Source organism: Paenibacillus sabuli, assembly GCF_014705605.1.
GTDB classification, from domain to species: domain Bacteria; phylum Bacillota; class Bacilli; order Paenibacillales; family Paenibacillaceae; genus Paenibacillus_D; species Paenibacillus_D sabuli.
In genome coordinates this window covers 23,871-37,366 of record NZ_JACXIZ010000034.1, presented here as the reverse complement: position 1 = coordinate 37,366, position 13,496 = coordinate 23,871, and the positions used below count along the sequence as shown (strand labels likewise).

Annotated in this window: 11 protein-coding genes; all 11 read right to left on the bottom strand. The window is 63.5% G+C overall.

Going from position 1 to position 13,496, the window contains the following annotated elements; translation table 11 throughout:
• Positions 1-87: 87 nt before the first annotated feature.
• Complete coding sequence (purD, locus tag IDH44_RS18635; protein ID WP_190920329.1) at positions 88-1,359, bottom strand: phosphoribosylamine--glycine ligase; 1,272 nt, start codon at positions 1,357-1,359, stop codon at positions 88-90.
• Between the two features lie 32 nt (positions 1,360-1,391).
• Positions 1,392-2,939 (bottom strand): bifunctional phosphoribosylaminoimidazolecarboxamide formyltransferase/IMP cyclohydrolase, encoded by a 1,548-nt coding sequence (gene purH, locus IDH44_RS18630; RefSeq protein WP_190920328.1) that lies wholly within the window; start codon positions 2,937-2,939, stop codon positions 1,392-1,394.
• 164 nt (positions 2,940-3,103) lie between these two features.
• Complete coding sequence (gene purN / locus IDH44_RS18625; RefSeq protein WP_190920327.1) at positions 3,104-3,739, bottom strand: phosphoribosylglycinamide formyltransferase; 636 nt, start codon at positions 3,737-3,739, stop codon at positions 3,104-3,106.
• Positions 3,739-4,782 (bottom strand): phosphoribosylformylglycinamidine cyclo-ligase, encoded by a 1,044-nt coding sequence (purM, locus tag IDH44_RS18620; RefSeq protein ID WP_190920326.1) that lies wholly within the window; start codon positions 4,780-4,782, stop codon positions 3,739-3,741. The genes purN and purM overlap by 1 nt, the downstream gene beginning before the upstream one ends.
• Before the next feature lie 591 nt (positions 4,783-5,373).
• Positions 5,374-6,855 carry an amidophosphoribosyltransferase gene (gene purF, locus IDH44_RS18615; protein ID WP_190920325.1) on the bottom strand — a complete coding sequence of 494 codons (1,482 nt, stop codon included), beginning with the start codon at positions 6,853-6,855 and terminating at the stop codon, positions 5,374-5,376.
• Complete coding sequence (purL, locus tag IDH44_RS18610) at positions 6,837-9,083, bottom strand: phosphoribosylformylglycinamidine synthase subunit PurL (protein WP_190920323.1); 2,247 nt, start codon at positions 9,081-9,083, stop codon at positions 6,837-6,839. The genes purF and purL overlap by 19 nt, the downstream gene beginning before the upstream one ends.
• On the bottom strand, positions 9,061-9,756 hold the full coding sequence (gene purQ / locus IDH44_RS18605; RefSeq protein ID WP_190920321.1) for a phosphoribosylformylglycinamidine synthase subunit PurQ: 696 nt from the start codon (positions 9,754-9,756) through the stop codon (positions 9,061-9,063). Before purQ ends, purL begins: the two co-directional genes overlap by 23 nt.
• A 3-nt stretch (positions 9,757-9,759) precedes the next feature.
• On the bottom strand, positions 9,760-10,002 hold the full coding sequence (gene purS / locus IDH44_RS18600; protein ID WP_190920319.1) for a phosphoribosylformylglycinamidine synthase subunit PurS: 243 nt from the start codon (positions 10,000-10,002) through the stop codon (positions 9,760-9,762).
• 77 nt (positions 10,003-10,079) lie between these two features.
• The gene (locus IDH44_RS18595) at positions 10,080-10,982 is read right to left on the bottom strand and encodes a phosphoribosylaminoimidazolesuccinocarboxamide synthase (RefSeq protein WP_190920317.1); all 903 of its coding nucleotides are present in this window, start codon (positions 10,980-10,982) and stop codon (positions 10,080-10,082) included.
• A 16-nt stretch (positions 10,983-10,998) separates the two neighbouring features.
• Complete coding sequence (gene purB / locus IDH44_RS18590; protein ID WP_190920316.1) at positions 10,999-12,294, bottom strand: adenylosuccinate lyase; 1,296 nt, start codon at positions 12,292-12,294, stop codon at positions 10,999-11,001.
• Positions 12,295-12,300: 6 nt separating this feature from the next.
• Positions 12,301-13,440 carry a 5-(carboxyamino)imidazole ribonucleotide synthase gene (gene purK, locus IDH44_RS18585; protein WP_317890212.1) on the bottom strand — a complete coding sequence of 380 codons (1,140 nt, stop codon included), beginning with the start codon at positions 13,438-13,440 and terminating at the stop codon, positions 12,301-12,303.
• Positions 13,441-13,496 lie beyond the last annotated feature (56 nt).

Below are 13,496 nucleotides of genomic sequence, written 5' to 3'. Positions count from 1 at the left end.
GAACATTTGGCCAAGCCTTTTCGTTGGACGTTTGACGGCAAATTGCTCAATATCTAAGATGTGATCTTGAATTTAAGCTATTGTGTACTAGCCGCGCAATGCCTTTTCCCCAATATCCGTGCGGTAATGCACGCCTTCGAAATGAATGCGCCGAGCCGCCGCATACGCGCGCTCGCGCGCCTCGCCAAAGTCGGCGCCCAAGCCGACCACGCCGAGCACACGGCCGCCGCTCGTCACGAAGCGGCCGTTGTCATTGGACGTGCCGGCATGGAAGAGCTGCACGCCCTCCAGCGCCGCCGCCTCCTCGAGCCCCTCGATCGGTACGCCCTTCGGATAGCTGCCCGGGTAGCCGCCCGAGGCGAGGATGACGCACACCGCCGCTTCGTCGCTCCACTCGATCTCGAGCTGGTCGAGCCGCCCGTTCATGGCCGCGAGAATAATGTCGACCAGATCCGTCTTGAGCCGCGGCAGCACGACCTGCGTCTCCGGGTCGCCCAATCGCGCGTTGAATTCGATCGTCTTCGTCCCGTCCTTGGTGATCATCAGTCCGGCGAACAGAAAGCCCCGAAACGGCCTTCCCTCACTGACGAGCGCGCGGGCCGTCGGCTCGACGATCGTCGTGATCGCGTCGTCGATGACCGACTGCGGAATATGCGGCAGCGGCGTGTACGTGCCCATGCCGCCCGTGTTCGGCCCCTTGTCGCCGTCGTATACCGGCTTGTGGTCCTGCGCCGGCACCATCGGCCGCACCGTCTCGCCGTCGACGAAGGCGAGGATCGACATCTCCTGGCCCTCCAGGCACTCCTCGATGACGACCTGCGTGCCGGATTCACCGAACACCTTGTCGATCATCATCGCCTTCAACGCTGCGCGCGCCTCGTCCATCGTATATGCCACCGTGACGCCCTTGCCGGCCGCCAGACCGTCCGCCTTGACGACGATTGGCGCCGTCTGCTGCTCGAGGTAGGCCGACGCCGCCTCATAGTCCGTGAACGTCTCATACTTCGCGGTTGGAATTTCATACTTCTTGAGCAGCTCTTTCATGAAAATCTTGCTGCCCTCGATCTCCGCCGCATTGCGCCGCGGCCCGAAGATCGGGATGCCGCGCGCCTCGAACGCGTCGACGATGCCGTCCGCGAGCGGATCGTCCGGTCCGACCACGACCAGATCGATCGCGTGATCGATCGTGTAGGTGATCAGATCGTCGAACCGGCTGACCGGGATCGGCACGCACTCCGCCAACTGCGCGATGCCGGCGTTGCCCGGCGCGCAGTACAGTTCCTTTACCTTCTCGCTCTTGCTCAGCGCCCACACGATCGCATGCTCGCGACCGCCTCCGCCGATGACCAATATCCGCAATTTGCCAACCTCCCCGTTCGTTTCCCGTATCCCTAGTGTTTGAAGCTGCGCACGCCCGTCATCACCATGGCGATGTTGTGCTGATTGGCCACGGCGATCGACTCCTCGTCGCGCACCGAGCCGCCCGGCTGAATGACCGCGGTGATGCCCGCCTGCGCCGCCAGCTCCATCGTATCCCCCATCGGGAAGAATGCATCGGAGGCAAGCACGGCGCCCGCTGCCGCGGCATTGGCCTGCTCGATCGCGATGCGGGCCGCGCCGACGCGATTCATCTGACCGGCGCCGACGCCGATCGTCATGTTGTTCTTGGCCAGCAGGATGGCATTCGACTTGACATGCTTGACGACCTTCCAGGCGAACAGCAGCTGCTTCAGCTCCTCGGCCGTCGGCTGACGCTCGGTGACGACCTTGAGGTCGGCCTCGCTCAGATGGTGCACGTCGCTCTGCTGTACGAGCAGCCCGCCCTCGACCGAGGTCGACAGCCACTGCGGCTCGCGCTGATCTGCCGCGGCCAGCTCGCCGATCTGCAGCAGCCGGATGTTTTTCTTGCGGCTGAGGATCTCCAGCGCCTCCGGCGTGAAGTCGGGCGCGAGAATGATCTCGAGGAAGATCTCGCTCATCCGCTGCGCCGCTTCCTGGCCGATCGTGCGGTTGGCCGCCACGATGCCGCCGAAGATCGAGGTCGGATCCGCTTCATACGCCTTGCCGTACGCTTCGTCGATCGTCTCGCCGATGCCGACGCCGCACGGATTCATATGCTTCACCGCGACGACCGCAGGCTCAGTGAATTCCTTGACAATCGCCAGCGCCGCGTTGGCGTCGTTGATATTATTATAGGACAATTCCTTGCCGTGCAGCTGCTGCGCAGTCGGGATCGTCCCCGGCGCAGCCAGCGGCTGGCGATAAAAAGCCGCCTGCTGATGCGGGTTCTCGCCGTAGCGCAGATCCTGCACCTTCTCGTAGGTGACCGTGTAGCGCTCCGGCAGCGTAGCGCCCGTCTGCTTCGTCAGATAATCGCCGATCAGCGCATCGTAAGCGCCCGTGTGACGGAATACTTTGGCGGCCAGCTTCTTGCGCGTCTCCAGCTCCGTGTCGCCGCCGGCCCGCACCTGCTCCAGCACCTCGGCATAGTCGGCCGCGTCGACGACGACCGTGACGAAGGCATGATTTTTCGCAGCCGAGCGCAGCATCGACGGGCCGCCGATGTCGATATTCTCGATCGCTTCGGCATAGCTCACATCCGGCTTGGCGATCGTCTGCGCGAACGGATACAGATTGACGCACACCAGATCGATATAGTCCAGCCCCAGCTCCTCCATCGACTGCCGATGCCCGGCGTTGTCGCGCACCGCCAGCAGTCCGCTATGCACCGCGGGGTGCAGCGTCTTCACGCGGCCGTCCATAATTTCCGGGAAGCCTGTCACATCGGAGATGCCGATGACCGGCACGCCTTCCTTCTCCAGCAGGCTCGCCGTCCCGCCCGTCGAGATGATCTCGACCCCTTGCTTCGCCAGCTCCTGCGCGAATTCCACCACGCCCGTCTTGTCCGATACACTAATCAACGCTCTGCGAATTGCCACCTTTTGAATGCCCTCCTTTGAATTCCTATGCCTATACCGCCCCGGCCTGTGCCGCCGTCAATAACGTTACATTCTACCTCTATTCGCGCCACTCGCACGCGCACCGGCGTCATTAGCGTTACGTTCTACCTCTATTTGCACCACTCGCACGAGCACCGCCGTCATTAGCGTGACTTATCAGCGCCAATAGCAGCGCCGATCGTGACATGCCGTCCCTCCAGCGCCGCCCGGCCATGTGCGATCTGCTGCACGACCCACGGAAGCAGCGCTTGCTCGGCCGCATGAATGCGCGGCGCAAGCGATTCTTCCGTATCGTCGTCAGCGACCTCGACCGCGCGCTGGGCGATGATCGGTCCGCTATCCATGCCGCCGTCCACATAATGCACGGTCACACCGGTTACCTTGACCCCGTACTCCAGCGCCTGACGGATGCCGTTCACACCGGGGAATGCCGGGAGCAGCGCCGGATGAATGTTCACCATACGCCCGTAATAAGGCTGTACCAGCACGTCCGTGATGATCCGCATGTAGCCGGCCAGCACGATCAGCTCGATGCCGCGCCGCTGCAGCTCCTCCAGGATCAGCGTCTCGTACGCCTCGCGCGATGGATACTCCTTCGGCGTGAACAGCCAGGTGTCAATCCCGGCGCGGCGTGCGCGCTCCACGACCGGCGCGGCCGGCTTGTCACAGACAAGCAGCTCGATGCTAGCATCGAGCTGCCGCCCGGCTGCCGCATCGGCGAGCGCTTGAAAATTCGTGCCCTGCCCCGATGCGAACACCGCGATTTTGATTGGCGCCATTAGACGTCCGCTCCCGTGAAGGTCACGACTCGCTCCCCGGCAGTCACGGTTCCGATCCGGTAAGCCTGCTCGCCCAGCGCCGCCGCTGCCTGCAGCGCTGCCTCCGCGTCCGCCTCGGGGACGACGACGACGAGCCCGATGCCCATGTTGAACGTGGTGAACATGTCGCGATTCGTGATCCGGCCCTTATGCTGCATCAATTCAAAAATCGGCAGAATCGGCCACGAGCCGTAGGCGATCTCCACATTGACACCTTCCGGCAGCACGCGCGGAATGTTCTCGATGAAGCCGCCGCCGGTAATGTGCGCCATGCCCTTCACATTCACCTGTCTGATCAGCTCCAGCGCCGGTTTGACGTAGATCTTGGTCGGCTCAATCAGGACATCGCCGAGCCGCGCGCCGCCCAGCTCAGTCAGCGTATCCGTCAGCGCGTAGCCGGACTGCTCCAGCAGCAGACGCCGCACGAGCGAGAAGCCATTGCTGTGAATGCCGCTGGAAGCCAGGCCGATGACCGCATCGCCAGGAGCAATCGACGAGCCGTCGATGATCTTGGCGCGGTCGACGACGCCGACGGTGAAGCCGGCGATATCGTACTCGTCGCCCTGATACATGCCCGGCATCTCGGCCGTCTCGCCGCCGATCAGCGCGCAGCCCGACTGCACGCAGCCGTCGGAGATGCCCTTCACGATCGCCTCGATACGCTCCGGCACGACCTTGCCGCAGGCGAGGTAGTCGAGGAAGAACAGCGGCTCCGCGCCCTGTACGATAATATCGTTGACACACATGGCGACGGCGTCGATGCCGATCGTATCATGCTTGTCCATCGCGAATGCGAGCTTCAGCTTCGTGCCGACGCCGTCCGTGCCGGAGACGAGCACCGGCTCCTCGTACTTGCTCTTGTCCAGGCCGAACAATCCGCCGAAGCCGCCCAGATCGGTCAGCACCTCCGGACGGAACGTTTTTTTCACATGCTTCTTCATCCGGTCGACCGCTTCGTTGCCCGCCGCGATATCGACACCCGCCTGCTTGTACGCTTCTGACACATCCGTTCCCCCTTACAATCTCGACTCCATAATAGGACGAATCCGATTCAACATAGACCGAATCCAATCCAACCATTCCCGCGCGATCCAAATTGCCACGTTATCCGCACCGCCCAACCTGCAAGCAATTCAATTCGCCGCGTCATCCGCGTCGGCCAACCCCGCACGTGATCCGAATCACTGCGCTAACCGAACTGCCCGGATTCGCACGAATTTCAAATCACCGCGACCGGCCGGTGCATATGAACTGCAAAAGTACAGTTCGATTCGCGGTATTCGTCCATTCCGACTCCATCAACTGCAATCATACAGTTTAATTCCATGCAACCGAGCTATATTCTGCAAAATCAGGCATTTTAACTGTACTTTTGCAGTTCAATGCTAGCAATCCGTCCCATTTGGCCAAAACAACTGCACTTTTACAGTTGAGCGATACTTGAGCGACGCTTGGCCCGCACTTGGCCTGCACTTGAGCGACGCCAGGCCCGCGTAGACCCGCACTGGTCCGCATAGGCCGCCCTAGCGCCAGGCGCTTAGGCCGCCCTGGAGCGGCCTAAGCGCGACTTGCACCAGCCTCCGCACCAGCGGCAACTAGCAGCTGCAGCTCTTCTCCGCTTGCTCCACCGGCGTGGGGTAGTCGTTGTCGAAGCAGGCCATGCACATGCCGCGGTGGTACTCACCCTCGTTGCCGCCGACCGCCTCGACGAAGCCGTCGTTGCTGATGAAGTGCAGCGAGTCCGCCTGGATCGCCTGCCGGATCTCCTCGACCGTCTTTTGCGAGGCGATCAGCTCCTTGCGATCCGGCGTGTCGATGCCGTAATAGCATGGGTTGGCGAAGGGCGGCGAGGTGATGCGCACATGCACCTCCGTCGCGCCTGCCTCGCGCAGCAGGCTCACGATGCGGCGCGAGGTCGTGCCGCGCACGATCGAGTCGTCGATCATGACGACCCGCTTGCCCTCGACGACCTTGCGCACGGCGCTCAGCTTCATCTTGACGCCCTTCTCGCGCAGCTCCTGCGACGGCTGAATGAACGTGCGACCGGTGTATTTGTTTTTGATGAGGCCCAATTCGTACGGAATGCCGGTCTGCTCGGCATAGCCGATCGCCGCGGAGATGCTCGAGTCCGGCACCCCGGTCACGACGTCCGCGTCGACGAACGATTCCTGCGCCATCTGACTGCCCATGCGCTTGCGCGCGGAATGCAGGTTGATGCCGTTGATGTCGCTATCCGGACGGGCGAAGTAGATGTACTCCATCGAGCAGATCGCGCGGCGCTCCAGCGGCGCATAGCGGTCGCGGTGCAGGCCGTCCTTGTCCAGCACGAGCAGCACGCCCGGCTGCACATCCTCGAGGTATTCGGCGCCGACCGTCTCCAGCGCGCACGTCTCCGACGCGAACACGTAGCCGTCACCGAGCTTGCCCATCACGAGCGGGCGCAGGCCATGCGGATCAGCGGCGACGAGCAGCTTGTCGTTGGTCATCAGCAAAAACGCATAGCCGCCGATAATGCGCTGCAGCGCTTCTTTGGCGGCTGTCGTGAAGTCCTTGGGCGAGCGCGCGATCAGATGCGCGATCACCTCGGTGTCGCTCGTCGTCTGGAAGATCGAGCCCTGCTGCTCGAGCTCGCGCCGAATCTCCGGCGCGTTGACGATGTTGCCGTTGGTCGCGACGGCGAGATCGCCGTCGCGGTACTTGAAGACGAGCGGCTGGGCGTTGGCCAGCTGGCTCTCGCCGGACGTCGAGTAGCGCACATGCCCGATCGCACGTGCGCCGCTCAGCCCCTCCAGCTTCGGCTGATCGAACACTTCCTTGACCAGTCCCATGCCGCGATGGTAATAGAAGCCGCGCTTGTCCGTATCGACGGTGCAGATGCCGCAGCTCTCCTCGCCGCGGTGCTGCAGCGCGTGCAGTCCGTAGTAAGCGAGCGAGGACGCGTCGGGGTAACCGAACACCCCGAACACGCCGCACTCCTCGCGCAATTTGTCAAAAATATCGTCTCGGCCAATTCCTTGGTTGTAGTGGTCGCCTGTCCACAGCTTGTCGGGAAGCTGTATTACTTCTTCATCAGACATGGAATCGCATCCTTCCAGACCTTCTCCAGATGTTGTACCGGCGCTTCAATCGCCGGATTGCCGTTGACGCGAATGTTGACTTCGCCGCCGCCTACCGCGCCGATCGCCGCACAAGGCACGCCCTGCGCCTGCAAATGGGCGATCAGCTCGTCCGCTTGCTCGGGACGGGCCGATAAGAGAATCCGCGACTGGCTCTCGCTGAACAGCGCGATGTCCGGACGCAGCTCCGAGGCCACATCGACCGTAGCGCCGATGCCGCCGCTCATCGCCGATTCGGCGAGCGCGACGGCCAGGCCGCCTTCCGACAGGTCATGCGCGGAGGCCACGAGCCCCTGCTGGATCGCGCTCAGCACGCCGCCGAGCAGCCGCTTCTCGGTCATCAGATCGAGCGCCGGCGGACGGCCCTCGCTGACGCCGTGGACGACATATTGCAGCTCGCTGCCGCCGAGCTCCGCCTTCGTCTCGCCGGCCAGTACGATCACATCGCCCGCCGCCTGGAACGCCTGCGTCGTGATGTGGTCGGTGTCGTGCACGAGGCCGACCATGCCGACGACCGGCGTCGGGTAGATCGCGCCGCGCGCGTTCTCGTTGTACAGGCTCACGTTGCCGCCGATGACCGGCGTATCCAGCACGCGGCACGCCTCGGCCATGCCGTCGACCGACTTCTCGATCTGCCAGAAGACGCCCGGCTTCTCCGGAGAGCCGAAGTTCAGGTTGTCCGTAATGGCCAGCGGCTCAGCGCCGGAGCAGACGATGTTGCGCGCCGCCTCGGCGACCGCGATCCGTCCGCCCACCTCGGGATCGAGGTACACATAGCGTCCGTTGCAGTCGGTCGTCATCGCCAGCGCCTTGCGCGTGCCGCGGATCGTCACGACCGCCGCATCCGAGCCCGGGCGCACCGCCGTGCTCGTACGGACCATATAGTCATACTGATTATATACCCATTCCTTGCTTGCCACAGTCGGCGAAGCGAGAATTTGCTCCAGCGCGCCCGTCAGATTGGCCACTTCGGGGTAAGCCGCCGTATCGACCGCCGCATGGTCGCGGTAGTAGACCGGCTCCTCGCTCGGCTTGTCGTAGATCGGGCACTCGTCGACGAGCGCCTTGACCGGCATGTCCGCCACTTCCTCGCCATGGTGGAACAGCCGCAAGCGACCGTCGTCGGTCACCTTGCCGACCTTGACGCAGATGACGCCCCAGCGCTCGAAGATTTCGGTCGCTTGCGCCTCATGCTCCGGCTTGACGACGAACAGCATCCGCTCCTGCGACTCCGAGAGCATCATCTCGTACGGCGTCATGCCGCTCTCGCGCTGCGGCACCTGATCGAGATACAGCTCCAGGCCGTTGCCCGCCTTGGACGCCATCTCTGCGCTCGAGCACGTCAGACCGGCTGCGCCCATGTCCTGAATGCCCAGCACGATGCCGCTGTTGATCAGCTCCAGGCAGGCCTCCATGACCAGCTTCTCCATGAACGGATCGCCCACCTGGACCGCCGTGCGCTTCGCCTCGGACTCCTCGGTCAGCTCCTCGGACGCGAAGGTCGCGCCGTGGATGCCGTCGCGGCCCGTCGCCGGACCGACGTAGAAGACCGGATTGCCGACGCCCTCGGCGACGCCGCGCTGAATCTTGTCGTGGTCGATCAGCCCGACGCACATCGCATTGACCAGCGGGTTGCCCTCGTAGCTCTCGTCGAACATCACCTCGCCCGCCACCGTAGGGATGCCGATGCAGTTGCCATAGCCGGCGATGCCGCTGACGACATGCTCGAACAGGTAGCGCACGCGCTCGCTCTCCAGCTTGCCGAAGCGCAGGCTGTTGAGCAGCGCCACCGGACGCGCGCCCATCGAGAAGATGTCGCGGATGATGCCGCCTACGCCCGTCGCCGCGCCCTGATACGGCTCGACCGCCGACGGATGGTTATGCGACTCGATCTTGAAGACGACCGCCTGATTATCGCCGATATCGACGATGCCGGCGCCCTCGCCCGGACCCATCAATACGCGCGGGCCGTCCGTCGGAAAGCGGCGCAGCACGTTTTTCGAATTTTTGTAGGCGCAGTGCTCCGACCACATGACGCTGAATACGCCGATCTCGGTGTAGTTCGGCTGACGGCCGAGGAAGCCGCAGATCAGCTCGTATTCCTTGTCCGTTACGCCCATTTGCTTGTAGATCGCCTGCTCGGCGATCTGCGCCGCCGTCGGCTCCTTAGCTGTTAACTGCTGCGCCATGCTGTTCCCTCCATGCGTTCAAGATCGACGCGAACATGCGCGCCCCGTCCGCCGAGCCGAGCACGCTGCTGACTGCGCGCTCCGGATGCGGCATCATGCCGACGACATTGCCTTGCTCGTTGCGGATGCCGGCGATGTCGGCGACCGATCCGTTCGGATTGCTGCCTTCCGCATAGCGGAACACGATCTGATCGTTGTCCTGCAGCCGTCTCAGCGTCGTGTCGTCGCAGTAGTAATTGCCCTCGCCGTGCGCGATCGGGATATCGATCACCTCGCCCGCCTCGTACTGGTTGGTGAACGGCGTGCGGTTGTTCACGACCTCCAGCAGCGACGAGTGGCAGCGGAATTTCATGTTGGTGTTGCGCATCAGCGCACCGGGCAACAGGCCCGCTTCAGTTAGGATCTGGAAGCCATTGCAGATGCCGAGCACATACTTGCCGGCCTCGGCGGCCTTGCGCACCTCGCTCATGACCGGGGCGAACCGGGCAATCGCCCCGCTGCGCAGATAGTCGCCGTAGGAGAAGCCGCCGGGCACGATGATGCAGTCATAGGCCGATAGATCCGTCGCCGTATGCCAGACGTAATCGACCGGCTGTGCGACGGTGTCTTCGACCGCATTGTAGCAATCGATATCGCAGTTCGAGCCGGGAAATACGAGTACCGCGAACTTCATCGGTCAACCCTCCAATTCGAAGCGATAATCTTCGACCACCGTGTTGGCGAGCAGCTTCTCGCACATGTCCTTCAGCCGCGTCTCCGCTTCCGCGCGATCCGTCGTCGCCAGCTCCACCTCGAGCACCTTGCCGATGCGCACGCCCTCTACCTCGCCGAAGCCCATCGAATGCAGCGCGCCCTGCACCGCCGTGCCCTGCGGATCGAGGACATTTTGCTTGATCGTGACATATACCGTAGCTTTCATCGCGTATTGCCGCCTCCTGTATTTCAATTAGTTACGTCTTCTATTCAGGCCGCCGTGGCCAGGCTATCGCCTTACCATTATCCCAAATTCTCCAAGCCGGTCAGCTTGCGGTAAATGTCCAGGTAGCGCCGCGTCGTCTCCGCCACGACCGCGTCCGGCAGCGGCGCCGGCGGGCTGTTCTTATCCCAGTCCGAGGCAGCCAGATAGGCTCGCACCGGCTCCTTGTCCATGCTGTCGATCTCGACGTCCAGCGCGTACTTCTCCTGCTGCCAGAAGCGCGAGGAATCGGGTGTGAAGATCTCGTCGATCAGGATCACCTTGCCGTCAATCAGACCGAACTCGAACTTGCAATCGGCCAGTACGATGCCGTGCTCCTTGCAATACCCGGCTGCATAGCGGTACAACGCGAGACTGCGTGTGCGCAGCTCCTCCGCCAGCTCCTTGCCGATCAGCGCCTGCATCTGGGCGAACGGAATATCCTCGTCGTGCCCGACGTCGTTTTTGGCCGCCGGAGTGAAGATCGGCTCCTCCAGCCGTTCGTTCTTGCGCAGGCTGTCCGGCAGCGGGATGCCGTTGACCGTACCGCTCTGCTGGTATTGTCTCCAACCGCCCCCGGTGATATAGCCGCGCACGACACATTCGATATCGATCCGCTCCGCCTTGCGCGTCACCATGATGCGGTCCTTGAGCAGTTCGGGCTCCGTAATGAGGTCGCCGAGCCGGGTCACATCGGTATGCACCACATGACTCGGCTGCATGTCCGCCGTCCGTTCGAACCAGAAGGCGCTGAGCCGGTTCAGCACATTGCCCTTGGCCGGCACCGCCGGCTCCAGCACATAGTCGAACGCCGAGATGCGGTCGGTGACGACAATCAGGTAATGCTCGCCCAGATCGTACAGCTCCCGTACCTTGCCCTTGTAGAGCAACGGGGCCTTCACATACGGCTCTGCCGTCGCAATCGCGGTAGTCTGTTGTTTCATCGCCGCTGCCTCCTTCCTAGCTCAATCCGAGCCGCTGGAATATCGTATCGACGTGCTTGAGATGCCACGCCGGATTGAATGCGTCGTCGAGCTCCTCGGCCGACAGCAGCTCCGTAATCGCCGGCGTCTCGGCGATGATGTCGCGGAACTGACGCTGCTCTTCCCATGCCTGCATCGCGCGCGGCTGCACGGTGTCGTACGCCTGCTCGCGGCTGAGGCCCTTGTCGATCAGCTTGGTCATGACGCGGCCGGAGAACGGCACGCCGTACGTGCGCTGCATGTTGCGTTTCATATTCTCCGGGAATACCGTCAGGTTCTGAATAATTCGGCCGAGCCGGTTCAACATATAATTAAGCAGCATCGTCGCATCCGGCAGGATGACCCGCTCCACCGACGAGTGGCTGATGTCGCGCTCGTGCCAGAGCGGCACATTCTCGTAGGCGGAGACCATATGGCCGCGAATGACGCGGGCCAGGCCGGAGATGTTCTCGCAGCCGATCGGGTTGCGCTTGTGCGGCATCGCCGACGAGCCCTTCTGCCCCTTGGCGAACGGCTCCTCCACCTCGCGGAATTCGCTCTTCTGCAGCGCCCGGATCTCGGTGGCGAACTTGTCCAGCGAGGTCGCGATCAGCGCCAGCGTCGCCATGTATTCCGCATGGCGGTCGCGCTGCAGCGTCTGCGTCGAGATCGGCGCCGGCTTCGTGCCGAGCTTGCCGCACACGAATTCCTCGACGAACGGATCGATGTTGGCGTACGTGCCGACCGCGCCGGAGATCTTGCCGAACTGGACGCCGTCCGCCGCATGCTCGAAGCGCTCCAGGTTGCGCTTCATTTCCTCGTACCAGAGCGCCACCTTGAGGCCAAAGGTCGTCGGCTCGGCGTGGACGCCGTGCGTCCGGCCCATCATCGGCGTGTCCTTGTAGGCCATCGCCTGATCGCGCAGGATGCCGATGAAGCGCTCAAGGTCGCCGCGCAGGATGTCGTTGGCCTGGCGCAGCAGATAGCCGAGCGCCGTATCGACGACGTCGGTCGAGGTGAGACCGTAGTGCACCCACTTGCGTTCCGGGCCGACCGTCTCCGACACCGCGCGGGTGAAGGCGATCACGTCATGCCGCGTCTCCAGCTCGATCGCGTCGATGCGGTCGATGTCGAAGCTCGCGCCCTTGCGCAGCGCGACTACATCCTCCTTGGGGATGACGCCCAGCTCCGCCCATGCCTCGCATGCGCACAGCTCGACTTCCAGCCATGCCTTGAACTTGTTCTCTTCGGTCCAGATCGCCCGCATTTCCGGCCTGCTATATCTCTCCAGCATACGTTTTTATACCCTCCATATATTCGTTTCGGTGATCCATGCCAGCGCGGCTTCCACATTCGGCGCCAGCACGTTGACATGGCCCATCTTGCGCTTGCTCTTCGCTTCGTGCTTGCCGTACAGATGCAGCTTCGGCTCCACCCCGAGCCGCGCCGCCGCTTCGTCCGCCATTCCGATGCGGCGCAGCAGCGGCTCCACATGCTCGCCGAGCGCATTGACCATCACGACCGGCGTCAGCAGCTCCGTGCCGCCCAACGGCAGATTGCACACCGCGCGCACATGCTGCTCGAACTGCGACGTGCGGCACGCCTCCATCGTATAGTGTCCGCTGTTGTGCGGGCGCGGCGCTAGCTCGTTGACGTACAGCTCGCCGCCCGCCGTCAGGAACATCTCCACTGCGATCAGTCCGACCGCATCCAGCCCTGCGGCGATTCGCACGGCGAGGCTGCGCGCCCGCTCCTGAATCTCCGCCGGGATGCGGGCCGGCACGATCGACAGATGCAGGATATTGTCGACATGCACATTCTCCGCGACCGGGAACGTCTGCACCTCGCCCCGCGGGCTGCGCGCCGCGATGACGGACAGCTCCTTGTCGAAGCGGATGAATTGCTCCAGCACCAGCTCCGTGCCGGCGCGGCTCAGCTCGGCATAGGCCGGCGCGATCTCGGCTTCGCTGCGGATGACCCACTGGCCCTTGCCGTCGTAGCCGCCGGTCGCCGTCTTGAGCACGGCCGGCAGGCCGAGCCGCGCCGCCGCCTCGCGCAGCTCGGCCTCGCTGCCGATCTGCGCGTACGGCGCCACCGGCACGCCGGCAGCCTCGATCGCGCGCTTCTCGCGCAGCCGATGCTGCGTCGTATGCAGCAGCCGGCTGCCCTGCGGTACATACGATTCGTCCATCAGCATCGCTGCCACATCCGCGTCGACATTCTCGAATTCATAGGTAATGACGTCGGCGCGCCCGGCGAGCTCGCGCGCCGCCTCACGGTCATCGTAGGCGGCGACGATCTGCTCCGCCACCTGACCGCACGGCGCGTCCGCAGTCGGATCGAGCGCCACGAAGCGGTAGCCCATCGCGCTGCCCGCCAGCGCCATCATGCGCCCGAGCTGGCCGCCGCCGAGAATGCCGACCGTCGCGCCGGGCAGGATCGTGCGCGCTTGCCGCGATCCTGCGGCATCGCGCGCTTTCGCCGCGCCCCCACCCC

Coding starts and splice junctions, on each gene's coding strand:
- purN (WP_190920327.1), bottom strand. CDS start 3,739: ATGGCGCCAATCAAAATCGCGGTGTTCGCATCGGGGCAGGGCACGAAT.
- purF (WP_190920325.1), bottom strand. CDS start 6,855: ATGTCTGATGAAGAAGTAATACAGCTTCCCGACAAGCTGTGGACAGGC.
- purB (WP_190920316.1), bottom strand. CDS start 12,294: ATGCTGGAGAGATATAGCAGGCCGGAAATGCGGGCGATCTGGACCGAA.
- purQ (WP_190920321.1), bottom strand. CDS start 9,756: ATGAAGTTCGCGGTACTCGTATTTCCCGGCTCGAACTGCGATATCGAT.
- purS (WP_190920319.1), bottom strand. CDS start 10,002: ATGAAAGCTACGGTATATGTCACGATCAAGCAAAATGTCCTCGATCCG.
- purL (WP_190920323.1), bottom strand. CDS start 9,083: ATGGCGCAGCAGTTAACAGCTAAGGAGCCGACGGCGGCGCAGATCGCC.
- IDH44_RS18595 (WP_190920317.1), bottom strand. CDS start 10,982: ATGAAACAACAGACTACCGCGATTGCGACGGCAGAGCCGTATGTGAAG.